Source organism: Maridesulfovibrio ferrireducens (assembly GCF_016342405.1).
Taxonomy (GTDB): domain Bacteria; phylum Desulfobacterota; class Desulfovibrionia; order Desulfovibrionales; family Desulfovibrionaceae; genus Maridesulfovibrio; species Maridesulfovibrio ferrireducens_A.
On sequence record NZ_JAEINN010000026.1, the window covers coordinates 1 to 24,213 of the forward strand.

The 24,213-nt window shown below is 43.3% G+C and carries 22 protein-coding genes; 12 read left to right on the plus strand and 10 right to left on the minus strand.

What is annotated here, in order from left to right; all coding sequences use genetic code 11:
- Positions 1-84: 84 nt before the first annotated feature.
- Both JEY82_RS18145 and recQ read right to left on the minus strand, forming a co-directional pair.
- Positions 85-1,560 (minus strand): discoidin domain-containing protein, encoded by a 1,476-nt coding sequence (locus JEY82_RS18145; protein ID WP_304088324.1) that lies wholly within the window; start codon positions 1,558-1,560, stop codon positions 85-87.
- A 93-nt stretch (positions 1,561-1,653) separates the two neighbouring features.
- Complete coding sequence (gene recQ / locus JEY82_RS18150) at positions 1,654-3,882, minus strand: DNA helicase RecQ (protein WP_304088326.1); 2,229 nt, start codon at positions 3,880-3,882, stop codon at positions 1,654-1,656.
- Between the two features lie 320 nt (positions 3,883-4,202).
- Here recQ and atpD point away from each other — a divergent pair, with 320 nt between their 5' ends.
- The 9 genes from atpD to JEY82_RS18195 are packed head-to-tail and all read left to right on the plus strand — an operon-like array spanning position 4,203 to position 10,742.
- The gene (atpD, locus tag JEY82_RS18155) at positions 4,203-5,594 is read left to right on the plus strand and encodes a F0F1 ATP synthase subunit beta (protein WP_304088327.1); all 1,392 of its coding nucleotides are present in this window, start codon (positions 4,203-4,205) and stop codon (positions 5,592-5,594) included.
- Positions 5,594-5,974 (plus strand): F0F1 ATP synthase subunit epsilon, encoded by a 381-nt coding sequence (locus JEY82_RS18160; protein WP_304088328.1) that lies wholly within the window; start codon positions 5,594-5,596, stop codon positions 5,972-5,974. Before atpD ends, JEY82_RS18160 begins: the two co-directional genes overlap by 1 nt.
- Positions 5,971-6,339, plus strand: coding sequence for an AtpZ/AtpI family protein (locus JEY82_RS18165; protein WP_304088330.1), 369 nt, complete (start codon positions 5,971-5,973; stop codon positions 6,337-6,339). Before JEY82_RS18160 ends, JEY82_RS18165 begins: the two co-directional genes overlap by 4 nt.
- Positions 6,329-6,643: an ATP synthase subunit I gene (locus JEY82_RS18170; RefSeq protein WP_304088331.1), complete on the plus strand. Its 315-nt coding sequence runs from the start codon at positions 6,329-6,331 to the stop codon at positions 6,641-6,643. Before JEY82_RS18165 ends, JEY82_RS18170 begins: the two co-directional genes overlap by 11 nt.
- Positions 6,634-7,320, plus strand: coding sequence for a F0F1 ATP synthase subunit A (locus JEY82_RS18175; RefSeq protein WP_304088332.1), 687 nt, complete (start codon positions 6,634-6,636; stop codon positions 7,318-7,320). Before JEY82_RS18170 ends, JEY82_RS18175 begins: the two co-directional genes overlap by 10 nt.
- Positions 7,321-7,332: 12 nt before the next feature.
- Positions 7,333-7,611 carry a F0F1 ATP synthase subunit C gene (locus JEY82_RS18180; protein ID WP_092163140.1) on the plus strand — a complete coding sequence of 93 codons (279 nt, stop codon included), beginning with the start codon at positions 7,333-7,335 and terminating at the stop codon, positions 7,609-7,611.
- Positions 7,612-7,613: 2 nt separating this feature from the next.
- Positions 7,614-8,363 (plus strand): ATPase, encoded by a 750-nt coding sequence (locus JEY82_RS18185; protein WP_304088333.1) that lies wholly within the window; start codon positions 7,614-7,616, stop codon positions 8,361-8,363.
- Positions 8,363-9,889 carry a F0F1 ATP synthase subunit alpha gene (locus tag JEY82_RS18190; RefSeq protein ID WP_304088336.1) on the plus strand — a complete coding sequence of 509 codons (1,527 nt, stop codon included), beginning with the start codon at positions 8,363-8,365 and terminating at the stop codon, positions 9,887-9,889. The genes JEY82_RS18185 and JEY82_RS18190 overlap by 1 nt, the downstream gene beginning before the upstream one ends.
- Positions 9,876-10,742 carry a F0F1 ATP synthase subunit gamma gene (locus JEY82_RS18195; protein ID WP_304088338.1) on the plus strand — a complete coding sequence of 289 codons (867 nt, stop codon included), beginning with the start codon at positions 9,876-9,878 and terminating at the stop codon, positions 10,740-10,742. The genes JEY82_RS18190 and JEY82_RS18195 overlap by 14 nt, the downstream gene beginning before the upstream one ends.
- A 62-nt stretch (positions 10,743-10,804) precedes the next feature.
- Here the strand turns inward: JEY82_RS18195 and JEY82_RS18200 are convergent, their stop codons facing one another.
- From JEY82_RS18200 to JEY82_RS18235, 8 genes are all read right to left on the minus strand, one after another.
- Entirely contained in the window at positions 10,805-12,220 is a 1,416-nt protein-coding gene (locus tag JEY82_RS18200) for a carbon starvation protein A (protein WP_304088341.1), read from the minus strand.
- Between the two features lie 129 nt (positions 12,221-12,349).
- A complete protein-coding gene (locus tag JEY82_RS18205; protein ID WP_304088343.1) occupies positions 12,350-14,086 on the minus strand; it encodes a LytS/YhcK type 5TM receptor domain-containing protein in 1,737 nt (578 codons plus the stop codon).
- A gap of 24 nt (positions 14,087-14,110) precedes the next feature.
- Complete coding sequence (locus JEY82_RS18210) at positions 14,111-14,902, minus strand: LytTR family DNA-binding domain-containing protein (RefSeq protein ID WP_304088345.1); 792 nt, start codon at positions 14,900-14,902, stop codon at positions 14,111-14,113.
- 11 nt (positions 14,903-14,913) lie between these two features.
- Positions 14,914-15,444, minus strand: coding sequence for a 4Fe-4S dicluster domain-containing protein (locus JEY82_RS18215; protein WP_304088347.1), 531 nt, complete (start codon positions 15,442-15,444; stop codon positions 14,914-14,916).
- Between the two features lies 1 nt (position 15,445).
- Positions 15,446-16,825 carry a [FeFe] hydrogenase, group A gene (locus JEY82_RS18220; protein ID WP_304088350.1) on the minus strand — a complete coding sequence of 460 codons (1,380 nt, stop codon included), beginning with the start codon at positions 16,823-16,825 and terminating at the stop codon, positions 15,446-15,448.
- Between the two features lie 11 nt (positions 16,826-16,836).
- The gene (locus JEY82_RS18225) at positions 16,837-17,421 is read right to left on the minus strand and encodes a 4Fe-4S dicluster domain-containing protein (RefSeq protein WP_304088352.1); all 585 of its coding nucleotides are present in this window, start codon (positions 17,419-17,421) and stop codon (positions 16,837-16,839) included.
- A 36-nt stretch (positions 17,422-17,457) separates the two neighbouring features.
- Positions 17,458-19,545, minus strand: coding sequence for a formate dehydrogenase subunit alpha (fdhF, locus tag JEY82_RS18230; RefSeq protein ID WP_304088354.1), 2,088 nt, complete (start codon positions 19,543-19,545; stop codon positions 17,458-17,460).
- 159 nt (positions 19,546-19,704) lie between these two features.
- Positions 19,705-20,181: a MarR family winged helix-turn-helix transcriptional regulator gene (locus JEY82_RS18235; RefSeq protein ID WP_304088356.1), complete on the minus strand. Its 477-nt coding sequence runs from the start codon at positions 20,179-20,181 to the stop codon at positions 19,705-19,707.
- Between the two features lie 162 nt (positions 20,182-20,343).
- Between JEY82_RS18235 and JEY82_RS18240 the strand changes: the two genes are divergently transcribed.
- The 3 genes from JEY82_RS18240 (at position 20,344) to JEY82_RS18250 (ending at position 24,134) form a co-directional block, all read left to right on the plus strand.
- On the plus strand, positions 20,344-21,150 hold the full coding sequence (locus JEY82_RS18240; RefSeq protein WP_304088358.1) for a class I SAM-dependent methyltransferase: 807 nt from the start codon (positions 20,344-20,346) through the stop codon (positions 21,148-21,150).
- 162 nt (positions 21,151-21,312) lie between these two features.
- Entirely contained in the window at positions 21,313-23,301 is a 1,989-nt protein-coding gene (locus JEY82_RS18245; protein ID WP_304088360.1) for a methyl-accepting chemotaxis protein, read from the plus strand.
- A 221-nt stretch (positions 23,302-23,522) separates the two neighbouring features.
- Positions 23,523-24,134: a hypothetical protein gene (locus JEY82_RS18250; RefSeq protein ID WP_304088362.1), complete on the plus strand. Its 612-nt coding sequence runs from the start codon at positions 23,523-23,525 to the stop codon at positions 24,132-24,134.
- Positions 24,135-24,213: the final 79 nt, after the last annotated feature.

Here is a 24,213-nt window from a genome sequence, read left to right on the forward strand (position 1 = left end):
CGCAAGGACTTTATTTTAAAAAAAGACCCGTACATGAAAATGTACGGGTCTTTTTGCGTGCTTTGATTGGGGGAGTTATAGAATTTAATTTTTAGCTCTCTCTAATGCCATTTTTAAAAAGTTCTTTAAGACAGGAACAGCCTGATTGTATGAAACCTTGATTTCTGGGTGAAACTGAACTCCATACCTCATATTGTCTTTGCGTCTGATAGCCTGAATATAATCTGATTTAGCTATTACTTCATAATTATCCGACAGACTGTAGATCGCCCAACCATGAATCTCCGGAGCTATGAATGGGGTTGGTATTTTTTTAAATATGGGATCTTTGATTTCAATATTAATTTTAGTCCGGTTTTGTTGTGGCCTCATTGCGGATATGTCTGACCAGCCCATTGAGTGTACTCGAGTATAGCCATATGCAAATGCATTCATTTGGCAACCGGCACAAATACCTAGAATCGGAATTGGAGCCTCGCGTACCAGTTCATATTCACCATTGTATTCAAACATAGGAAGTTCATTATAATTAGCGTTATTTCCGCTTAATATTATTGCGACAGGTTTGTTTGGTAGAGCATTATACATTGCCATATTGGCCTTCCAAAATGGAATTTGTACAACAGCAAGTTTTGGTTCAAGCTCAGATATTCTTTCTGTAAGGCGGGTGAAGGTAAAACCGTTACGTTGATTTCCAATGACAAGAACATATGGTTGAGTGGGGATATTTGGGATTTCAGGTTGAGCCTGTGTAAAAAGCATTATTTCATTAAGAGCTGGTGCATAACCTTTGAATTTTGTGATTTTAAGTCGCCAAAAACGCGCTTTATGTGGCGCAAAATCTAAAATACTTCTATAAGTGTTAGAGTTTTTTACGTTGGCGTTATGAATTTTATTCCAGTTTAATCCATCATTGCTCGCTAACCAGTGAAAGTCAGTAAGCCAGCCATCCGTGTTTTCGAATTCTGCGAGTAGCCAGATTTTACTGATTTCTTTTGATTCACCCAGATCCAGTTCGATCCATTCTGAATTTGGTCCCGGAGGTGATGCTCGCCATTGGCTGTTAAGACCAGCATCACTATAATCGATAAGAAATTCAGGATTGGAGCCACTGCTGGTTTTTACGGATTTAGGGTAGACACGTTGAAAACCTGAGTAATGATCATCACTTTCTGAATCTATATAAAATTTACTGACAGCCCACGGTCCTTTATGTCCGTTAGCGTCTACAGCCCTAACTCTCCACATCCAATGTTTTTTATTAACAAGCGGGGAATTTTGTTTGATCTGAAGAGCGCTGACCAGACCATTACTTTCAGGAAGATTGAATTTTCGTAAATTGAGTGAGTTAAAAGAATCAGATAAATCAAGCTCAACTTCATATATTTTAGGGAGGGCTCCACCTTCTGCGTTTTTGAAAGATAGGAGCGGAGTGGTGCGGGTAACTATAACATCAAGACTTGGATTCGTATTGAGAGTAGGCATTCCAGGTCCGTCAGAGGCAATAGCGGTTGATAAAAAGCAGAATAACATCAAAATAGAAATTGATATTTTTTTCATGTCTCCTCCATAAAATGGTTGTTTTATAGAAGAGGAACATAAAAATAAGGTTATATCAACGAGGTCTTTTATCCCGGTGTTTTGTTTTAATAATTATTTTATAGAATAATCAAGTTCTGCCTGAATCAAACGCAAGACTTCATAAGGATAATTACCGGATAAAGTATTAAAAATGGGGTTAAGCTGCAAAAATCCTTCTTCTTTGTATAGAGACATTGTGTCTTTTAAACATTCAATTTCGGAATTTGGATAATTCAAAATATCTTTGATTTCAATTTTACCAGCTTTAACGCAAGCGGTTAGATGGCTGTATATTGTTGCAGGTTTTATTTTTCTTTTTTCTGCAACTTTGTCTATGTCTTGTAAGTCTTCAAATAATTCTAAAGTTTCAAGTGCAGAAGGTGGAATTTCAGGTTCACTTTCTTTTTGATGTGTTGGAACCGTTTTAAATTTAGATTCAGGCATCGGTGCTAAATCTGTCGGCCGTCCATGTTCATCTTGATGCTGCATAAGTATTTCAATAATGGCGTTGCCATATCTAAACACTTTTTGATCTCCAAAGCCGCTGATAGCGTATAACTGATTAGTTGATTCCGGGCGGTAACAGGCAAGCTCGAGTAAGGTTTTATCAGGAAATATTATAAACGCTGGAACTTGTTGTTCTTTTGCAAGATCATTGCGAAGGGTACGTAGATCATCAAGTAAAATTTTTGCTTCGGGAGTTGTTAGAGAAGGACAATCCTGTCCTCCGATGACTAGTTTGATATTTTTTTCTTTCTTGCTTATTTTTTTAGCAATTATTGGATCTTTGCGTAGATCGACAGTTCTTTCCTTTCTTAAAACTTCCCAACTTGCCGCATTTAATTTCAGGCTTCCGTATCCTTCAATATCTACATCCAGCAGCCCGTATGATACTATTTGGCGGTGAATCGAAACCCATTCATCTTTTGTATATTCAGTTCCTATTTTGAAAGTACTTAACTTGTCATGTCCCTGACTTAAAACTTTGGGAGTCTCTTTTCCCAGCAAAACGTCAATTAAGTGGTTCACTCCATACATTTGTTCAGTTCTATAAACATTTGATAAAGCTTTTTGTGCCGCGATCGTTCCGTCAAATTTTGAAGGTGGGCTTAAACATGTAAAGCAGTTGCCGCACGGTTCTTTAAGTTCTTCTCCGAAATATCCAAGAAGTGCCTGTCTCAGGCAGTTTGCGGATTCGCAATATGTCAGCAAGGCGTTTAATTTCCTAAGTTCGAGAGCCTTGCGCTCTTCGGGAGCATTGCCTGACATTATCATTCTGCGTAAAAAGCCGATGTCACCGATTCCGACTGACATCCAAGCTTCGGCAGGCAGTCCGTCACGTCCGGCTCTACCAGTTTCCTGATAGTATGCTTCAATACTTTTGGGCAAATCAAGATGAGCTACAAACCTTACATCCGGTTTATCAATTCCCATTCCGAAAGCGATGGTTGCAACCATAACGATACCGTCTTCAGACATGAAACGAGCTTGATTTTTTTCACGGGTCTCGGCGGATAATCCCGCATGATAAGGTAAAGCTTTTATTCGTTTTTTGCAGAGCCATTCAGCTGTTTTTTCGACTTTTTTACGGCTCATACGGTATACAATGCCGCATTCTTGAAAATGATCAGTTTGAATAAAATTTAGTAACTGAACCTGTTCGCCTTCCTTGGGTACAACAGTATAACGGATATTCGGGCGGTCAAATCCTGTCGCAAAAATATCGTCTTCTGTAAAAGAAAGCCTGTTCAGAATTTCTCTACGTGTCGGTCCATCCGCTGTCGCAGTCAGTGCCAGCCGCGGAACATTCGGGAACCTTTCGGCAAGAACATTCAGACGCAGATAATCGGGTCTGAAATCATGCCCCCATTGAGCAACGCAGTGCGCTTCGTCAATAGCAATCAAGGCAATATTAAGTTGTTCCAGCATTTCTATAAAGCCGGGCTGGCCGAGCCTTTCAGGCGCTATATATAAAAGGTCGAGTTCAGATTTATGTAAGCTGTTTATAACTTGCGCGGCATCTTTTCCTTTCACTGAGGAATTCAGATATTCCGCACGAACTCCCATCTGTTTAAGCGCAGCAACCTGATCCCGCATGAGCGCGATAAGTGGAGAAATTACAATACCCACACCTTGGCGCAGTATTGATGGAATTTGATAACATGCTGATTTACCGCCGCCGGTAGGCATGAAAACAACAGCATTTCTACCAGCCATCACGCGGGATGTTACTTCTTCCTGAAGTCCTGTGAATTTCTCGTAACCGTATGTTTTTTGAAGTACGTCCAGCGGGGTGCGCATGAAATGTTATCCGTCAGGTTGTGGTGATTTGAAATAATTATGAATAAACAGCCGGGCTTTTTAGTGCGTGAGATATTTTGCCTCCTATTCGTATTAAAGGCAACCATTGATGATTTAGGCCTTTTTTGCGGTATGTAATTGTTTTTTAACGATATTGTAGTAATTAAGGTGTTAATTAGAACATGAACACTCACTATATTGTGTAAACTTTACTCAAAAAAGATGGACAAGTTTTGCTGTTTAAGTATTCTGAAATCAGGTTAAATTTTATATCATGCGTTAAATTGTTGCTCTATGGCTGATTAAAACGGTGGTTGAATATGGATCACAAGTATAGTGGTGAAGTTCTTTCTGTTCGCGGCAGTGTTGTGGATGTTCGTTTCTTTAATGAAATTCCTCCTATGTTGTCGGTTTTATATGCGCAGGGAGATCGAAAAGTTACTTTGGAAGTCGCTGATCATCTGGACCTTAATACTGTTCGGTCTATAGCTATGACTCCAACAGGCGGATTGCCGAGAGGTGCGTCTGTTTACAGTGAGGGAACAACTTTGATGGCTCCGGTGGGGGAAGAACTTTTGGGTCGGGTTTTAAATGTTTTCGGCGAACCTGTTGATGGGCAAGAGCTTCCGGAAAATTTAGAATACAGGTCAATTCATAATGCTCCGATTGAACTTTCACAGCGCGTTGTTTCCGAAGAAATTTTCATGACTGGAATTAAAGTCATTGATCTACTTATGCCTCTTGAAAAAGGCGGTAAAGCAGGGCTTTTCGGAGGAGCGGGAGTTGGTAAAACCGTTCTCATCACTGAGTTGATCAACAACATGGTTGGCAGGCATAGTGGTATGAGTATTTTTTGCGGGATCGGGGAAAGGTGTCGTGAAGGTGAAGAGTTATATCGGGAAATGAAGGATGCCGGCGTTCTCGATAACACTGTTATGGTTTTCGGGCAGATGAATGAGCCTCCGGGGGCAAGGTTTCGAACAGGGCATACCGCACTGACCATTGCCGAACATTTTAGAGATGATCAGGGCAAAGATGTTCTACTGTTGATTGATAATATTTTCAGATTTATTCAGGCGGGTATGGAGCTTTCAGGTCTTCTTGGGCGCCTCCCGTCACGCATGGGATATCAGCCGACTTTGGGAGCAGATCTCGCTGAACTTCAGGAGCGTATTTCAAGTAGTAAGTCAGGTGCAATTACATCTATTCAAGCTGTTTATGTTCCTGCTGACGATCTGACAGATCCAGCCGCAACTCATACCTTTTCTCATCTTTCATCTTCTATTGTGCTTTCCCGTAAACGTGCCGGTGAAGGTTTTTATCCGGCTGTTGATCCTTTGGAATCCCGCTCTATGATGCTTTCTCCCGCAATTGTGGGACAGCGTCATTATGATGTAGCGCGTGAGGTCCGGCGGACACTCTCCTTATATGAAGATCTTAAGGATATTATCGCAATGCTGGGACTCGAAGAGCTTTCGCGAGAAGATAGGCTAATTGTTTCGCGCGCGCGTAAGTTAGAAAGATTTATGACACAGCCTTTTAATACCACCCGTCATTTTACAGGTATGGAAGGCAGAATTGTTGATATAGCAGATACGGTCACAGGCTGTGAGCGTATTTTAAATGATGAGTTCAAAGAATCTTCCGAGCGGACATTTTATATGATCGGTTCCATAGAAGAGGTCGTTTCTACGGAGAAAAGTGGTGACTGATGAAGTTTAAAATTATGTTACCCTCAGGAATTTTTCTGGACTGTGAAGCTGACAAGATTGTTGCCGAATGCACTATTGGCGGTTTTTGTCTGTTGCCGAATCATGTTGATATGGCAACGGCACTTTCTCCAGGTATTCTGACTTATTACCATCAAGGTACGGCTATAAGTTTGGCAGTAGATGCCGGTATACTGATCAAAAAGGGGCGATTGGTAAGGATTTCATCACACGCCGCAGTAAAAGGTGAACTTGGTGAGTTGGAATTGGAAGTGGACAGAATGCTTGAAGATGCTTCGGAAGCGGAAAAAGCCGCCCGGACGACTGTGGCTAAACTTGAGGCTGGATTCATTCGCAGTTTAATCGAGGTGGAAACAGTATGAGCCCTGATCAAAAAAAGCGTTCAGATGATTTCAAGCGGAATATTTCGACCAAAGAGAAACGCAGAATTCGTGCGGAAAAAAAAGGTCAGGTCGGAACTTTATCCGCTTTTAGTTCTATGGGGGTTGTGGGGTGGACGGTCGCCTTGCCGACAGTTTTTGGCGCTTTTTTAGGGGCATGGATGGATTATATGTGGCCCTTCAAACTCAGCTGGACGCTTACAATGCTTGGGGTTGGACTTTTTACAGGATGTGTTTTTGCGGGAATGTGGATGAACAGGGAGAAAATAAAAATTATTAAAGAGAGAGAGGGAGCTGGGCCAAAAGAGTCGGAAACAAAAGAATCGGATAAAAATGATGAGCAATAATTATCTATTACTTGTAGCCTTTTTCTTAGTCGGCGGTTTTGCAGCGATCCTTCATTTTGGAGGACTCTGGCTTACAGTGCGATATTTGCCGAAAACCGTTCGCCCTCGTCTTTTTTTCTGGTCAGGGTGTTTGTTGCGATATGCAGTTACCCTGCTTGTTTTCTTGTGTGTCATGAAACAGGGCGGCGCTCCGCTGGCATCTGCATTTTTTGGCTTTTATCTGTTACGCACTGCGGCGTTGTCTAAATATTGTTCAGCGGAGAAATCAATTATTCGTAACAGCAGGAGGACTCCGTGGAAATAAGTCCGGATCTCACTGTTTATTTCAGTTATGAATTTATAAAGTTGAATGACACTCTAATCTTCACTTGGATTGTCATGTTCATACTTGTGGCTTTTTCGTGGCTGGTAACGCGCAGAGTTACTTCTGCATCGATTATATCTGATAATCAAAATTTTCTTGAAATTCTGGTAGATGGATTACTTACTCAGATTGAAGGGGCGACAAATCAGCATCCTGAAAGATTTTTGCCTTTGCTGGGAACTCTTTTTATTTTTATTTTAGTTTCAAATCTTCTTTCCGCTGTGCCCGGTTTTTCACCTCCCACAGGTTCGCTTTCTACAACGACGGCTTTCAGCCTGATCGTATTTTTCGCCGTCCCTTATTACGGCATAAAAGAAAACGGACTTGTGAATTATCTTAAAAGTTATGTGCAGCCGTCTCCGCTCATGCTTCCCTTTAATGTCATAGGTGAAGTCAGCCGGACTTTTGCTCTTGCTGTGCGTTTGTTTGGAAATATTTTAAGCGGAACAATGATGGGCGCAATTCTGCTCGTGATAATGCCTCTTCTGGTTCCTGTTATTATGCAGCTTCTCGGGCTTTTGATAGGAGTCGTTCAAGCTTATATCTTTACGGTTTTAGCGGCGGTATTTATTGCTGCCGGATTGGAAGTTCATTCTGAAAGCGGTCAAAAAGTGTAAAGGAGGAAAAACATGGAAACTCTCGGCTGGATTGGATTTGCATCAATTATTGGTGCCGGAATATGCATGGGGATAGGCGCTATCGGCCCTGCCATAGGTGAAGGAATGGCGCTTTCAAGAGCGTTAAGCGCAATTGCGCAGCAGCCAGACGAAACCAACACTATTGTAAAGTTTCTTTTCGTAGGGATGGCAATGGTTGAATCAACGGCTATTTATTGTTTTGTGCTTGCTATGATTTTGCTTTTTGCAAATCCTTTTTGGAACTTTTTTATTGAGAAGGCAGCAGGTTAATTATGCTTCTTGATTGGTTCACTGTTTTTGCGCAGATAATTAATTTTTTCGTTTTAATTTTTTTGCTAAAGTTGTTTCTTTACGGCCCCCTTGTAAAAGCTATGAAGAAGCGAAAAGAGCGCGTGGCTGACGAAATGGAGCAGGTACGCAAAGCAAAAAGTGAAGCGGATGAATTAAATAAATCTTTGCAGGCAAAACATTTAGAGCTTGAAAATAAAGCTTCTGAAGTCATGACGGAAATTCATTCGGAAGCCGAAAAATGGCGTCAGCAGGCAATGATTTCAGCGCAAAAGGAAATTGATATTCAGCGTGAGGAATGGCTGTCTGCCTTAAGCCGCGAAAAGGATGTAATCGCTTTAAATTTGAAAAAACGGATCATGGACGAAGTTACTTCTGTCGCATCCCGCATAATTTTAGATTTATCTGATTCAAATCTTGAAGAGCGGGTTGTGGCCGGATTGCTTCGTATTATTGAAATGGAATCGGTTAAAGTTGATTGCAGGGAAAATGAGATCATAATCCGTACAGGATTTGCTCATGAAGGAGTGCACAGAGAAAAAACTGTCATTATGCTGAATAAGCTTTTTCCTGACTGCGCAGAACATATTTTTAAAGTTGAACCTGAACTCGGGTTTGGAATTGAACTGGTTGCAGGCGACAGGAAATGGGAATGGAATCTTACATCATACGTAGGTGACTTGGAGAAGAATATTCTTGAAGAAATTGCAAAGAGTCCGTCCGGAGTAGAGTAATGGGTTTTCTAAGCGATAATCTAGATCAGGCACTAGGAGCCGTGGAAAGGGGACTGGATAAAATGGATTACGATCCAGAGTCCCGCGAGGTGGGCAGAGTAATATCTGTTGCACGCGGTGTTGCGCAGGTTGAAGGGCTTAAGTCGGTCCGTTCAGAAGAATTACTTACGCTCGGGGATGGCATTCAAGGGATGGCTCTTGACCTTTTACCGGATTCTATAGGTGTTGCTCTGTTCGGGAGAAGCTCAGGGCTCAGTGCAGGAGATGAAGCAATTCCGTCTGGAACAGTTTTAAGCGTACCTGTCGGCGAGGCCCTTATCGGGAGAATTGTTGATCCGCTTGGAAATCCTCTTGATGACGGACCTGCTCCGGATACAACAGAAACCCGTCCAGTTGAATGTGAAGCCCCGCCGATTCTTATGCGTGCTCCGGTTGATACGCCTATGGCTACAGGGCTTAAGGTGGTGGACACTTTAATTCCCATTGGTCGTGGACAGCGTGAACTTATACTCGGAGACAGGCAGACGGGTAAAACCGCGATAGCTCTTGATGTTATACTTAATCAGAAAAAAGGGGATGTCGTTTGTGTTTATTGCGCTATAGGTCAGCGCAGCACGTCTGTTGCCAGAGTAATATCTTCTCTGCGTACACATGGAGCAATGGCTTATACTTTTGCAGTCGTTGTTGACGGGGATGCTCCGTCCGGCTTGCAATATATTGCTCCTTACGCCGCAACGAGCATGGCTGAATATTTTATGGAACAGGGGCGCGATGTTCTGATTATTTATGATGATCTGACTCGTCATGCACAGGCTTACAGGCAGTTAAGTCTGCTTATGCGTAGACCTCCGGGGCGTGAAGCTTTTCCCGGTGATATTTTTTATATCCATTCAAGATTGCTTGAAAGATCAACTCGGCTTAGTCCGAAACATGGCGGCGGGACTATTACCGCATTGCCTATTGTTGAAACCGAAGCTCAGAATATTTCTGCGTATATTCCGACAAATTTAATTTCTATAACAGACGGTCAGATTTATTTGTCACCAGTGCTTTTTCAAAAGGGATTACTGCCTGCGATTGATGTCGGAAAATCCGTATCAAGGGTTGGAGGGCGAGCGCAGCCTTTAGCCTATCGTAAAGTTTCCGGTGATTTGCGGCTTACTTATTCGCAGTTTCAAGAGCTTGAGGCTTTTGCCCGTTTCGGAACGCGGCTTGATAAGGATACCCGCAAAAGGCTTGATCATGGGGTTCGGGTCAGAGAACTGCTTAAGCAGGATAGATTTTCTCCGCTGAGCGCATCAGAACAGCTTGTGATTCTCTGGGCTGTATCACTTGGTTTGCTTGATGAAATTCCGCTTGAAAAGATCGGTGAAATTCAAGATTTCATTTTACAAAAAGCTCATGAAGGTTTTGCTGATTTTGAAAGAATTCCTAAAGCGGAATCAAAAGACGGAATATGGGATGAATTAAAAAGCAGTATAGAAAAGTATATTGAACTGTGGAGGGAAATCAATGCAGGCTCTTGAGGCTGTAAAAAAGAAAATTTCTACCACTAATGATTTACTTTCCGTTGTTAAAACAATGAAAGCATTGGCTGCGGTTAACATCCGGCATTTTGAGAATGCGGCGCAGGGTGTCGGGGAATATGCGGAAGTTGTTGAAGACGGCTGGAATGTTTTTTTCAAAAATGCCGGAGTAATTCCGAACACAGGAAAAGGCAAGGTTGCCGTGTTGCTTGCCATTGGTTCCGATCAGGGAATGTGCGGTCAGTTTAATGAGGTTTCAAAGCAGAAAACTTTGCGGGTGATTGATGAGCTTAAGTCCGAAGGTTTCACTGTTTCGTGCTGGACTTGCGGAGAAAGAGTGCACGGAGCTCTTGAGGGTAGTGGGGTTATTACAGATATTAATTTCAGAGTTCCGGGAAGCTTACGCGGAGTTAACGGCGTGGTTAATGAAATTGAACATAACCTCGAGAAATGGAAAAGAAAAAAGGATATGCACAGATTCAGCATTGTGCATAATCGATTTGCACCTGATGGTTCAAAGGTTGCCGTAAAGCATATCCTTCCGCTTAGTATAAGATCAAAAGGCGCGCCGTGGGAAAGTCGGTCTTTGCCCATGACAAATATTCCTATTACCGATTTATTTTCGACGCTTTTTTTGGAATACATTTATATTTCAGTTTACGGGGCTATCGTGCAATCTCTTGCCGCGGAAAACAGCTCAAGGCTGGCGGCAATGCAGGTAGCTGAGAAAAATATTATAGAGCATGTGGAATTGCTTGAAGCGGACTACCGCAATACTAGGCAGGGAACTATTACGGGTGAACTGCTTGATATTGTCGCGGGGGTTGAGGCTGTTTCTGGTGGAAAGTTTTAAGGCCCGCTAAAGCGGGCCTTTTTTATGCGAGGTATTTGAAGGTGTGAGGCTTAAGGCAGTTATTAACTTTCCTGTACAGCCTTGGGGGCAACGTACTTTACGAGGAACAGAGCCATAGTGGCTACGGCTGCTGCAATCCCGATCAGTATTGAAGTGTTCAGACTAAGTTCGAATCCGATTTTAGCCTGCATGATGAATGTTACAACCACTGCTGTCATGAAGGTGGCAGGGATGGATGCAATCCAGTGCAGTTTTGCGCGCTGTCCCAGGTAAACAGCTGCGGTCCAGAGCACCAGCATAGACAGACATTGATTTGAGAATCCGAAGTATCTCCAGATTGAGGTGAAGTTCTGAGTGGAAATTACATATCCAAGAGCGAACAGAGGAACCGCAATTAGCAGACGTTTGATTGCAGGGCCCTGATCAAGTTTGAATGTTTCAGCTACAATAAGACGTGTGCTGCGGAATGCAGTGTCGCCGCTGGTGATGGGCAGGATAACAACAGCGATGATTGCGAAGATTCCGCCTACAGGTCCGAGAAGTGCGTTTGCAGCCTGTGAAACTACAGCAGAAGGGCTGCCGGAGGCGATAACAGCGTTCATAGCTTCAGGGGAGTCATAGAAAGACAAACCTATAGTACACCAGATAAGCGCGATGACACCTTCAATGATCATTGCACCGTAGAATACTGAACGGCCTTCTTTTTCATTTTTTACACAGCGAGCCATAAGTGGCGACTGTGTTGCATGGAATCCGCTGATTGCTCCGCACGAGAGAGTGATGAAGAGCAGAGGCCACATTGGTTTTCCGGTGGGGCTGGTGTTAACGGCAAAGTCAAGGTTAGGCAGAAATGCGTGATCACTGAACATGAGTGCAACTGCAATTGCGATAGTCATGACCAGTAACAGCGCTCCGAAAAGCGGATAGAGTTTTCCGATAAGTTTATCAATTGGAAGAATAGTTGCGAGGAAGTAGTAAGCGAAAATACAAGCTACAAGGATTCCGGTGTTGATTCCGGTCAAACCTGTGAGCAGTTTTGCGGGGCTGAGAACAAAAACTACGCCGACAAGCATTAACAGAACAAAAGCGAATACGCGCATAACGTGGCGGGCAGGCATTCCAAGATATTCACCTACAAGCTCAGGGACGCTTGCTCCGTTGTTACGGATGGAAAGCATTCCACTGAAATAATCGTGAACAGCTCCGCCGAAGATACAACCGATTACGATCCAGATAAGGGCGGCAGGGCCGTAAAGTGCGCCGAGAATAGGTCCGAAGATCGGGCCGATACCGGCAATGTCCAGAACCTGAATGAACATCAGTTTCCATTTAGGCATGGGCATGTAGTCAACATCATCACGCATCGTGTAAGCAGGGGTGGTGCGGTTACCGTCCGGTCCGAAAACATTATCAACAAATTTACCGTAGATAAGGTATCCGACAATCAGGGATGCAACGCAGGCAAAGAAAAATAGCATAAACAAGACCTCCATCTTTTGTGCTGAATGAAAATTATGCACCTTTCTGACATGAAGGGGGCGGCAGGTTCAACAGTTCATGCTTGAAGTGACTAATTCGGTGTTTGAAATGACATTCAAAATGCCGAATCAGCTTATTGTTGTTTGAAAGTCCGTTTTCCGGAGTTGATTTCGCAGTTTTGGAATTTTAAAACTGACACAGGTCCCTTCGTTCAGTTTGCTGGTGATTGTTATTTTACATTGCGGGCCGTATATCTGCTCGATACGCTGAATGCAGTTGCGCACACCTATTCCTTCCGCGCATGATTCGATTTTCTTTTTTTCAACGAGCTGATCCAATTTAGTCTGACTCATTCCGACACCGTCATCTTTTATTGAAACGCTGAGTTGTCTTCTATCGCATTGAATAGAAATAGTAATTTGGCCGCCTTCTTCGCGTCCCATTATGCCGTGTTTCACACTGTTTTCTACCAGTGGTTGAATGATCAGCGGCGGGATGGGCCAATCTTCGCATTCTTTTTCAACAGTAATATCAACTTTAATGCGGTCTCCGAAGCGGGCCTGTTCAATTGCAAGATAGCTTTTGAGCTGGTCAAGTTCCTCAGATAACGGAATGTAGCCGCGGCTGCTGTCCAGATTCTTGCGCATGTATGAGGATAGCTCAAGGAGCAATTCCCGCGCCCTGTTCGGATTTGTACGACAAAAAGATGTAACTGTATTTAAAGAATTAAATAGAAAGTGAGGGTTTATTTGAGCTTGAAGGCGACGAATTTCCGCATGAGCAAGCATCTGTTCTTTGATTTGAATTTCTTCAAGTTCCAATTGTGTGGAGCACAGATTGGCGAGTCCCTTGGCTATTTCAAAGGAAAGCAGATCTAGCTCTTTCTTTTTTGTTCCGTAAAGTTTTAAAGTTCCTAAAATTTCACCTTTTTTATGAAGGGGAACAACCGCTGCGGAAGTGAAAGGGCAGCCTCGATGGTTACATCCAATTTTTTCACTTGAATCCAAAAAGACAGGTTCACCTTGGGCAAGCGCATTTAAGGTGGAAGCTGTTCTGATTTTTTTACCGGGAAGGTGATGATCGTCACCAACTCCGATATGAGCCAGTACATTTTTATTGTCGGTAATTGCCACGGCTGCAACAGATACATTGAAAAATATTATTTTGGCTGTTTCCATGGCAGATTCCATGGTTAAACCGGAACGAAGATGTCCCACCGTGAGGTTGGCAATGTCCAGAATTTGTTGCGCTTGTATGGAATCGCGCTTGGTGCCGTAGCGAAAAACTATGTTGATAACCTGTGCAAAAATCGCCGCACCGAAAGTATTTAAAATAATCATGGGCAGTGCGATCAATTCTACAAGCTTTAATGCTTCGGAATAGGGACTTGAAAGGTAGAGGACCATGATCATATGGATGATTTCGCCCACAAAGGCTAGACCTGCGGCGGCTCGCCAGTCCATACGGTTGGCGAGTTTAAGAGAAATTAATCCGGCTGCGGTGCCTTCTAAAACTGTCGCAAGTCCGCAGGGAACGGCGCTGAATCCTCCGAAATCTATTAAAATGCGATGACCTCCGGCTATAAGTCCGGCGCCGAGCCCTACTAATGGTCCGCCGAATAAGCCGCCGGTGATAACAGCCATTGCCCGTAAATTTGCTACTGATTGAAATACGAAGTTGCCGCCGTACGTCCCGAGTATTCCGAAAACTCCGAAAATGAGTATTTGTGTGGCAATTGTTGCCTTGGGTGAAGTCTTACGGAATCCTATTTTATGGATAGGTGTGATGGTGAGCAGAAGAAAAGCTCCGGCTACGATAAGGCCGAATCTTTCCGCAAGGGTGATGATCAAAGTTTCGGGATTCATATCTTAAATTCTCCGCATACAGAGCTATGCAAGTCCGAGTCTTTCGCGAAAAGATTTTACGCGGCCTTTACTGATTATTACTTCATTCTCTTGAATATTATTCATGGTCAGAACGTATTTTCCATTAAACCACGGCGCAAAATCCCGGACATGGGTCAAGTTTACAAGTTCGCCTCGATTCGCTTTGAAAAAAGGTTGTCCTTGGAGACGCTCTTCCAGTTTGTCGAGAGTCTTATCTCCGTAGCAGGGGAAAATATCTTCGGCTGTGTAAACCATGATTTTACGATCTTCCATTTTGCATAAAATTACGTCGGCAGGCTCAAGAAGGAGTATACGTCCATTTCCTTCAACTGAAATCCGCAAAACGTTGTGCCCCAACCCCATGCCGCTTAGTAATGCGTTCATGTTGGGAACTTCAATTTTCTCAGTGCAGTTTGCAAAAAGCAGGCAGCGGACCCGTTCAAGACTTTTGGAAATCCGTTCTTGCGAGAAGGGTTTGAGAATGTAGTCGACGGCGTTTTCTTCAAAAGCCCGCAGGGCGTATTCATCGTAAGCTGTGGCAAAAATCACGAGCGGCGGATTTGGAAATTGCATAATTTCCTGCAAAACATGGAAACCGTTTTTGCCGGGCATTTGAATGTCCAGAAAAACGAGGTCAGGTTCTTCTTCCTGTATCAACTTGATGCCTTGAGTGGCGGAAGTTGCGGTCCTTATGATTTCGATATCATTGAACTCTGACAGCAGGTAATGAAGCTCATCCAGCGCAGGAGCTTCGTCATCTATGAGAATACATCTGATTTTCTGTTTTGCAGTCATGGTCTGTCCTCTTATTGTAGATTTCGTAATACCTTTTCGCGTCTGGATTTGACAGTTTCTTTTAAGGTCTCCACATCTATAAGGGTAAAAGCTCCGGCAGGGCAAATCTGTACACAGGCTGGTCCTTCTTTTCTGTCACTGCAAAGTTCACATTTCTGCGCATAAAATTCAGGAAGCTCCGAATTGTCATTAGAGCGCGGCAGACTTTTATCAAGGGGTAAAATATTAACAGCTCCCACGGGGCAGGCTAGTATGCACATTTTACAGCCGATACAATTTTCTTTGCGAATGTGAACCACTCCGTTCAGATAAACTATCCCTCCTGCGGGACAGGCTTTGGCACAAGGAGCGTCTTCGCACTGACGGCATTGTATGGGCATTGTTATTTCAGGATTCGATATTAAATTTAAACGGGGATTAAATGCCGCGCGCAGTCTTGCCGCTTCCGGGATAGATAGCTCGCTGTTTGCGGATGCGCAGGCAATTTCACACGCTCCGCACCCGATACATTTACGCGGATCTGCAATAACGAAGGCTTTCATTTTATGCGTCCTGTTTTCCAAAAACGGTGTGCAGCAATTTATGAGAAGTATGACCTAAAGGTTCGCCTAGAAACTCAGTGTATGCTTTTTGCACGTCAGGATTTTCATGTGATTTGCGAATTTTAGAATTTTTGTCATGTGAGTACATGGATTCTTTTCTGCACCGATAGACTTCATCCCGTTCAGTCGGCAGCAGCACTTTAGGCTGACCGCCTCCGCTGATACATCCAGACGGGCAGCACATGACTTCCACAAAATCTACCTCTGCGTTACCTGCACGTACTTTTTCTAAAAGCGGCGCAACATTTGTAAGTCCGGCTACTACCGCGATTTTGAAAGTCTGTTCACCCATGGTCATGGAAGCTATGCGGAAACCTTCCTCGCCACGGACAAAAATCAAATCTGTTTCGGGTACTGGTTCACCTGAAACAAGTTCGTACGCTGTGCGAAGTGCTGCTTCCATAACTCCACCCGTAACTCCGAAAATATTTCCTGCTCCGGAGTATGTGCCGAGCGGTTTGTCGAAATCTTCATCAGGCAGTGATTCGAAATCAATTCCTGCTTCGCGGATCATGTATGCCAGTTCACGTGTAGTTAGAACAGCATCAACATCGCGGTGTCCTTCCATGCTCATTTCAGGCCTGGCGCTTTCGAATTTTTTGCAGGTGCAGGGCATAACCGCAACACTGTATATTTCTGTGCGCTGTTTGCCGTTAATGTCTGCTCCATAAGTTTTAAATAATGCGCCGGACATTTGCTGAGGTGATTTACAGCTTGAAAGATGTGGTAATAAATCAGGATAATTAAGCTCCATATAGCGCACCCATGCTGGACAGCATGAGGTGAACATAGGAAGCGTTCCGTTATTTTTAACGCGTGAAAGAAGTTCGTTTCCTTCTTCCATTATGGTGAGGTCCGCGGCAAAATTTGTGTCATACACTTTGTTGAAACCGAGTCTGCGAAGCGCGGCGGCCATTTTACCGGGGGTGAGGCTTCCTGCCTTCATTCCGAAATCTTCGCCTATAGAGACTCGTACAGCCGGAGCACATTGAACCATCGTAAATTTGTCTGATTTTAGTGCGTCTGAAATTTCGAAGACATCACCCGCACAATAAGCGGCAAACAAAGGTTCCGTTGTTGATTGAAACATACCGCGTTCACGAAGTTTATCTGCGCGTGGAGTTTCCGGTTCATCTAAAATTGAAGAGTAAGCACTGCATGTCTGCACACATTGTCCGCAAAATATACAGCGGGAAGAGTCAATCTTATGCGGCTCTCCATGAATTCCGGAGATTGCGTCTACGGGGCATACGTCTTTACAGCGACCGCAGCCAGTGCAAAGTTCTTCATCTATTATGATAAGTTGTTTTGATTTGGACATGAATATTAACCTTAAGAAAAATTTTGTGAAGTGTTTAGAAAACTCATAGCCGCTTTAATGTTGCGTTCCCGTTTCATGCGGGAAGGGTCTATTAAGCTCAGTGCCTTTTCTGGGCACACTTCAACGCAGGCAGGTCCTTTTTTTCGATCAGAGCAAAGGTCGCATTTTCCGGCAAAGAGCATGGGCACTTCGTCCATTGAAGTTTCACCATTTTCGCATAGAACAGCCTGCATCACGGGAGCGCCGTTTTTATATACAGGCAAAAGTTCAATTGCTCCGAAAGGACAGGCAAGCATGCAGGTTTTGCATCCTACGCAAAGCTTTGTTTCAACGACAATCGCGCCGTTTTTGCGGCTGATAGCGGAAACAGGACAGCAATTGGCGCAAGGGGCATCTTCGCAGTGGCGGCATTGAACGGGGATGGTTATTTCAGGAGTCTGCACAACGTATAAACGGGGCAGAATAGGGGCGCTAAGTGCTCCTGCTGTGAATGCCGGACCAGACGAATGAGCCTGAGAGCAGGCTACTTCGCAAAGTTTACAGCCGATACATTTTTCAGGGTCAGCTGCTATAAAATGGTTCAGGGAAGAAGACATATATTCCTCATTGTAATTATTTATGATGCAAAAATATTATGCACTGACGTTATTGATATCGTATGGCTTTGCCGGATGTTTTTCCGCGCTGCCTGCTCTAACTTTTACAGCACATACCTTAAACTCAGGTGTACCTGTTTCGGGATCAGTGGCACTGTTGGTGAGTATGTTTCCCGGGCTTTCGCTGAAATGAAAGGTTATAAAGGTCAGTCCTTCGGGGACTCTTTCAGTAACCTGCGCCCGCGCTCTAAGCTCACCTCTTCGGGATGTGACAACCACATAACCGTTATCTTCGACTCCGAAGCGTACAGCGTCTGCCGGATTTATTTCCAGCATTTCTTCCGGTCGAAGTCCATCCAGTCCCCAGCATCGGCGTGTCATTGTTCCGGTGTGGTAATGGGCTGTTACTCTTCCAGTCGTTAGAACTAAAGGGAAATCAGCGTCAGGCAGTTCGGACGGTTCTTTATAATCAGCGGCAAAAAAAGAACCTTTGCCTCGTACAAATTTATCAACATGCAGGACCGGGGTTCCTTTGTGATCTTCGGAAGGGCACGGCCATTGTAATTTTTCATTTTCTAACCGGGAGTATGTTATTCCGCCATAACTTGGGGTAAGCGCGCGCATTTCATTAAAAATATCTTCTGGAGAATCGTATTTTGTTTCTATTCCCATGCGCTTAATCAATTCAGCAAGTATCTGCCAATCGGGTTTGCTGTTTTCGATCGGATCAATCGCTTTGCGAATAAGCTGAACTCGACGTTCCGTACTTGAAAAAGTTCCGTCCTTTTCCGCGAAAGTTGCACCAGGTAAAACCACATCCGCCAGTTCTGCCGTTTCAGTAAGAAAAATATCCTGCACAACCAGAAAATCAACAGCTTCAAGGCAATGTTTCACATGGTTGATATCAGGGTCACTGCGCATGGGGTTTTCGCCGAAAACAAATAATCCTTTCACTTTACCGTGTTCAATTTCATGCAACACTTCGGGGATTGTAAGCCCTGTTGTTTCGGATAGTTCAACTTCCCAAGCTCGACTGAATTTTTCACGTACTTCCGGTAAGTGTACTTTTTGGTAGCCAGGAAAAACGTTCGGCAACGTACCCATGTCGCAAGAACCTTGAACATTGTTCTGACCACGCAGGGGGTTAACACCTGTTAAAGCTTTTCCCATGTTTCCTGTGAGCATAGCAATATTTGCGACACTGCGAACATTATCAACACCGGAAGTGTGTTGAGTTATGCCCATAGTATAATATGTAGCAGTTGTGCGGGCTGTGCCGATTATGCGGGCCGCTTTGTAAATAAGCTCTGCTGGAACGGTCGTGATGGTTTCAGCGTATGCCGGAGTATAGCGCATGGCGGTGGCCCGGAATTCTTCATATCCTTCGGTGCGTTCCGCTATAAAATTTTCATCCGCCAGCCCTTCGGTAATCAGAACGTGAGCAAGTCCGTTAAGCAGGGCTACATCCGTTCCGGGTTTCAGTCTAAGCCAGACATCCGCATGTTGAGTAAGGGTAATTGCACGCGGGTCGGCAACAATAAGCTTTGTTCCACGCTGGACTGCTTTCATCATGCCCATCCCTATAATAGGATGGCATTCTGTCGTGTTGGTTCCGATTGCAAAAATGGCATTACCCGTGCCCATCAAATCCAGTTCGTCAATAGAATTAGTCATTGATCCGCTTCCGAATGATGCAGCCAGACCGGCTACAGTGGGAGCGTGTCAGAGTCGTGCGCAGTGGTCGATATTGTTAGTACCGATGGCTGCGCGCATGAATTTTTGCATGAGATAATTTTCTTCATTGGTGCAACGGGCCGAGCTGAATCCGGCAATTGAATCGGGTCCGAAGTCTTTTTTGAATGACTTGAAACGCTCAATGATAACCGAAAAAGCTTCGTCCCAGTTCGTTTCAACTAATACCCCGTTTTTGCGGATAAGCGGGGAATTTAAACGATCTGGATGGTGCACAAAATCAAAGCCGAAATGCCCTTTGGCACACAAACTGCCTTGGTTAACTGAATTACCCATATCAGGGGTAACTCCGGTAATCTGATTGTTTTCTACTTGAAGATGAAAGTTGCAGCCTGATCCGCAATAGGGGCAAGTGGTGAGTATTTTTTTCATAATTTAATGGTCAGCCGTGTGAGATGGGCTATATTTATAGGATACGCTTTGAATGGGCAGACCATAGAGACGAGTTTGGAAGGGATGCAAGGATTTTTTTGAAAAGTTATGATTTGAGTGCTGTTGTTATAATGGTCGTTGCTTTGTATCGGTTGGGAGCTAAATGTCGAAAAGTTCCGCCATGCGCTTATTCATGATGTCTTCAATGACGGAAAGGATCGTGGATGTTGTAGCAATTTGCGTGTCTGAAAATTCATCCAGTTGATTTAAAAGGTCGTTGAGGTGGCGTTCATGAAATTCTTCATGAATTTTGAAGGCTTCCCAACCTGAATCGGTAAGAAAAGCAAGTGTTTCTTTTTTGTTATTTGTTGCTGATCGTTTCTCTATCAATCCTTTTTTCATTAGTTTTCCAACCATTTGGGAAGCTGCACTTCGGGTTATCCCCATAAGCTGTCCCAGTGTGTTGATATTTATTCCTTTATTATTACCGATTGTTTGAATTGAGTGAACTTCGGACGGACTCAGCAGAAGGGTCTCACCGACAGGAATGGGAAGTTTTTCGATACGCATGTGTTTGTTAATGATGCGTTTTAGTCTACGGGTCATGTGTCGAACGGTTTCTTCTTTGGTATTCATGTTTATATTTGTAAAGTTTCTTTACATTCTGGTCAAATAAATTCTTATTTAAGTCACCTGTTATTAACGTATAAGATAATTCAATTCAATTAATATTGTTTAGATGCTTTACAAAAGTTTTAGCCGGAGGCTATGCTGGTTATTACCTAAAAAGGAGAAAATATGACTACTGAAAATTTACGCACAATATGGGATCGGAAAGCAGAAGATCACGCCACCGGGAGAGAATGCAGATCACAAAAAAGAAGCTCTCAATTGTATCACGATAGTTGGTGGCGCTACATTCAGCCGCTATTGTCTCATATCCCCAATGGCAGGATACTGGAGGCTGGGTGCGGTACAGGACGATGGGCTGAACATTTAGTTCCCATGGGATTTGATATGGTCCTTTCGGACTTCTCTCCGAATATGCTCGTAAAAGCTCAGGATTATGCGGAGGAAAAAGGTTTTATTAAGGGAGTAAGTTTTGAGGAACTTGATGTCTGCGACTTGCACACGCTTGAAAGTGAAAGCTTTGATATGGTGATTTCGACCGGAGAACCTATTACCCTGTGCTCCGATCCGCAGAAGGCGATCAGTGAATACTGCCGAGTGGTCCGTCGGGGCGGTTATGTATTGTGTGATGCCGGTAATAGATACCGTAGAGCCTATGATAATTTTCGTGCATCTCCATCCGAACAGGTACTTCAGATCCTTGAAACAGGTGAGTATGTTATGAACAACGGAATGAAGCTTCATCTTCTTGGTCCAGGTGAATTGACGGCCATTTTCGCGTCTCAAAATATGGAATTATGTACATTGGCCGGAGTAACTCCGATGTTATGTTTTCCCCCGGATCCAAAGCTTGAGAAGGGTATGGAAAACGATGCAACGTATCAGGCAATGATTACCATGGGACAAAAATATGCCGAGCAGCCGGAAATGATCGCGTTAAGCAGTAGATTGATCGCAGTAGCTCGAAAACCGTAAGACTATAGCGAGTATTTATTGTTATTGCGAGATTTGTTTCGTTAGTTCTTATCTTTTTGCGCGATTAAATGGATTAATACTCATAAATATTTGTATAAAAATCGGTATGCTCTTTGCAAAATGCTTGATGGTCTTAATTCAGCAAAAAAGCGGAGGGTCATTATGAGTATTAAGGGGAAACTGTTATTGGTTTTTATTTGTATTTTATTAGGATTATTCAGCATTTTTGGAGTGAATTTTTACGGCGGGATATTGATTGAGCAAACTAGAAAAATAGAATTACTTGCTAATCAAGGCACGGCTGACTTGCTTCAGGCTAGAAGGCAGGAGAAAAATTTTATTTTGCGTCGGGAAGAATCATATGGGGAAAAAACAAAAAAGTATTCACAACGCGCTGGAGAAACCCTTCAAAAAATAGCTTTACTGCAACCGGAAATGGCTCAGCGATGCAGCGATGCAATGCAGCTTTTAACTAAATATGAAACTGCCATGTCTAAGGTTGTTGATTTATACAAGCAGATAGGCTTGACGATGAATGATGGATTGAGATGGCAGTTTATTTTAAATGCGCGAAACATGGAAAAGGTTTTCAAGGAAAATGAACAGGATTCTGAATTCGTAGTACTTTTGTTGCAAATGCGGCGCCACGAAAAGAACTATATCATTCGAGGTGATGATAAATATTTGAAGCGTGTTGATGACATTGCGTTGAAGCTTCGTGACCTTGTTAACGCGCACTACCTTGGCGAGAAAGCAAAGGTTCAGCTTAACGCCTTAGATGGCTATTTAAAAACATTTGATGAATATGCAAGGTCAAATAAAGCTGTAGCTGAACAGAACGCTGATCTTATCAAGGCAGCTCGAGCACTTGAACCTGTCTATGCCGGTATTGCCACTGAGAGTGCTGCACAGTCGCAGCATGATGCAATGTTTACTAAATATTTAGTAATTGGAATTGAAGTTTTTGTCGGACTGGCAATTCTCGGTTTGCTGCTATGGGTAATGTTTTCTGTAACCGAACCTCTTAAGCGTTTAAATGCTTTTGCTAAGGGGGTTGCAGCAGGGAATTTAGATGAAGAGCCTAAAGGAAGCTTTTGTGCAGAGTTGAATGAATTGCGAAAAGTAATGGTTGGTATGGTCTCTAATCTTAAATCGCTTATCAATGAAGCTAAAGAGATGGAGAGTGGGGCGATTCTTCAGGCAAAGGCCGCCGAAGTCTCTCGGGATGAAGCTCTAGAACAGCAAAAGTATGTTCAGTCTCTTGTGGAGAAGATGGGAGAAGCAGCAGTTAAAGCTGATGGTGTAGTTAGTGAACTGATAAATGCTTCTCAAGAATTACAGTCCCGTACAGAAATTATTGCTACGGGAGCTGGAGTTCAGCAGGAACGCATGGCTGAATCGGCATCAGCTATGGAAGAAATGAATTCTACTGTTCTTGAGGTTGCTCGCAATGCAGGCGATTCATCAAAGGCGGCTTGTGAGGCTAAAGAAGAAGCTGGAGATGGGATCATTGTGGTGCAACGCGCTGAGCAATCAATGTTAAAGGTTGCTGAAAATGTTTCTATTCTGGAAGAGGATATGTCCAAGCTGGGATCGGATACGGATTCTATCGGGCATGTTATCGGGGTTATTAATGAAATTGCGGATCAAACTAATTTACTGGCTTTGAACGCTGCAATTGAGGCAGCCCGCGCCGGAGATGCTGGTAAGGGGTTTGCTGTCGTCGCTGATGAAGTTCGAAAACTTGCTGAGAAGACAATGCAAGCCACCAAAGAGGTTGAAGCTCGTATTGTCACTATTCAAGATGCATCGCTTCGAAATGTTAATGGAGTTAAGCAAACGTTGACTTTTGTTGATTCAGCTAATCAGGAAGTAGCTAATTCCGTGAATGTTTTCCAAAAAATTCAAGCTCATTCGGATGATGTCGCAGTACGCATAGAAGGGATTGCGGCATCAACACAGCAGCAGTCAATAGCCTCAGAGCAAATCATTAGTGCTGTTATTGAGGTTACTCAGCTTGCATCCAATTCGGCTACAGCTGTAAATGAATCAGCACAGGCTATTTCCGGGTTGACTGTTTTAGCAGAGAAATTGTCTGTGATAATTGGTGATCTTCGCAGTGAAGGAAAAGACGCCTCTTTAGATTTGTGAAAGAATTGTAATCATGCATAACTTGCTTTCATTATGCCAAATCGTGCCATTGTTTATTTTGCGACATTTTACATGGTTTTATTTAGAACTAATACACTGTAATTAAAGGTTAAAAATTACTAATTATGGTGTTTGTGAAAACTGGCACATGTGGCATAGCCTATGCAGTATAAATCGTAATTCCCTAAGGGAAGCATAATAAACGATTAGGAGGAATTATAATGGAACTTACTTTTTCCACTCATGGCCGGTCTTGTGATCTTGCTTTACATCCAGTGTCAGAGAAAACTGTCCGGAAAATTAATCAATACGGATCTGAAGTCTATTCTATGAAGCCTATGGATTGGTGGCGCAAGGGCAATACCACCACATGGGGAATGCGTATTGATAATGAATGTGTCATTCAGGTTTCTCTGGACGACAAAAAATGTGAATTTGACCGGAATTTAATTACTGCTACTCCCGTAAAGATCAGGCGCAGAATGTACTTGGACAGCAAGGCTAAGTATCTGTGTGTTCTAGGATATGATAATGAAATGTGCAAGTTCTCATGGAAGTGGGATAATATAAAAGAATTCGATCCAAGTAAGTTTGAATTTATGGTGCATCAATGGGATAGGATTATGGGTGAAGATAATTATTTTATTCTTGATGAAGTTAGATACGATGGACAGTTCGCCAACAAGCACGACTGGTGTGAAGCTTCAGGTTTTACGCTTGTTCCGCCAAAGGTGATAGATCTGGAAGAGGTTAGACAGGAACTTTCTCAAGGTTCGTTAGAACATAGAGGAGAACCTTTTCCTTCTCCTAAGGTTTTAGCCGGCACAGTTTAAAATACCTAGATTCAACTAGTAAGTGCAACTGTTGTTTAAGTCTCTAAATACTTGATTTGGCGTTTTAAAATCAAGACAT

Bases quoted from the DNA above. Each gene is read 5' to 3' on its own strand.
- JEY82_RS18145 (WP_304088324.1), bottom strand. From the start codon at position 1,560: ATGAAAAAAATATCAATTTCTATTTTGATGTTATTCTGCTTTTTATCA.
- recQ (WP_304088326.1), bottom strand. From the start codon at position 3,882: ATGCGCACCCCGCTGGACGTACTTCAAAAAACATACGGTTACGAGAAA.
- atpD (WP_304088327.1), top strand. From the start codon at position 4,203: ATGGATCACAAGTATAGTGGTGAAGTTCTTTCTGTTCGCGGCAGTGTT.
- JEY82_RS18160 (WP_304088328.1), top strand. From the start codon at position 5,594: ATGAAGTTTAAAATTATGTTACCCTCAGGAATTTTTCTGGACTGTGAA.
- JEY82_RS18165 (WP_304088330.1), top strand. From the start codon at position 5,971: ATGAGCCCTGATCAAAAAAAGCGTTCAGATGATTTCAAGCGGAATATT.
- JEY82_RS18170 (WP_304088331.1), top strand. From the start codon at position 6,329: ATGAGCAATAATTATCTATTACTTGTAGCCTTTTTCTTAGTCGGCGGT.
- JEY82_RS18180 (WP_092163140.1), top strand. From the start codon at position 7,333: ATGGAAACTCTCGGCTGGATTGGATTTGCATCAATTATTGGTGCCGGA.
- JEY82_RS18185 (WP_304088333.1), top strand. From the start codon at position 7,614: ATGCTTCTTGATTGGTTCACTGTTTTTGCGCAGATAATTAATTTTTTC.
- JEY82_RS18190 (WP_304088336.1), top strand. From the start codon at position 8,363: ATGGGTTTTCTAAGCGATAATCTAGATCAGGCACTAGGAGCCGTGGAA.
- JEY82_RS18195 (WP_304088338.1), top strand. From the start codon at position 9,876: ATGCAGGCTCTTGAGGCTGTAAAAAAGAAAATTTCTACCACTAATGAT.
- JEY82_RS18200 (WP_304088341.1), bottom strand. From the start codon at position 12,220: ATGCTATTTTTCTTTGCCTGCGTTGCATCCCTGATTGTCGGATACCTT.
- JEY82_RS18205 (WP_304088343.1), bottom strand. From the start codon at position 14,086: ATGAATCCCGAAACTTTGATCATCACCCTTGCGGAAAGATTCGGCCTT.
- JEY82_RS18210 (WP_304088345.1), bottom strand. From the start codon at position 14,902: ATGACTGCAAAACAGAAAATCAGATGTATTCTCATAGATGACGAAGCT.
- JEY82_RS18215 (WP_304088347.1), bottom strand. From the start codon at position 15,444: ATGAAAGCCTTCGTTATTGCAGATCCGCGTAAATGTATCGGGTGCGGA.
- JEY82_RS18220 (WP_304088350.1), bottom strand. From the start codon at position 16,825: ATGTCCAAATCAAAACAACTTATCATAATAGATGAAGAACTTTGCACT.
- JEY82_RS18225 (WP_304088352.1), bottom strand. From the start codon at position 17,421: ATGTCTTCTTCCCTGAACCATTTTATAGCAGCTGACCCTGAAAAATGT.
- JEY82_RS18235 (WP_304088356.1), bottom strand. From the start codon at position 20,181: ATGAATACCAAAGAAGAAACCGTTCGACACATGACCCGTAGACTAAAA.
- JEY82_RS18240 (WP_304088358.1), top strand. From the start codon at position 20,344: ATGACTACTGAAAATTTACGCACAATATGGGATCGGAAAGCAGAAGAT.
- JEY82_RS18245 (WP_304088360.1), top strand. From the start codon at position 21,313: ATGAGTATTAAGGGGAAACTGTTATTGGTTTTTATTTGTATTTTATTA.
- JEY82_RS18250 (WP_304088362.1), top strand. From the start codon at position 23,523: ATGGAACTTACTTTTTCCACTCATGGCCGGTCTTGTGATCTTGCTTTA.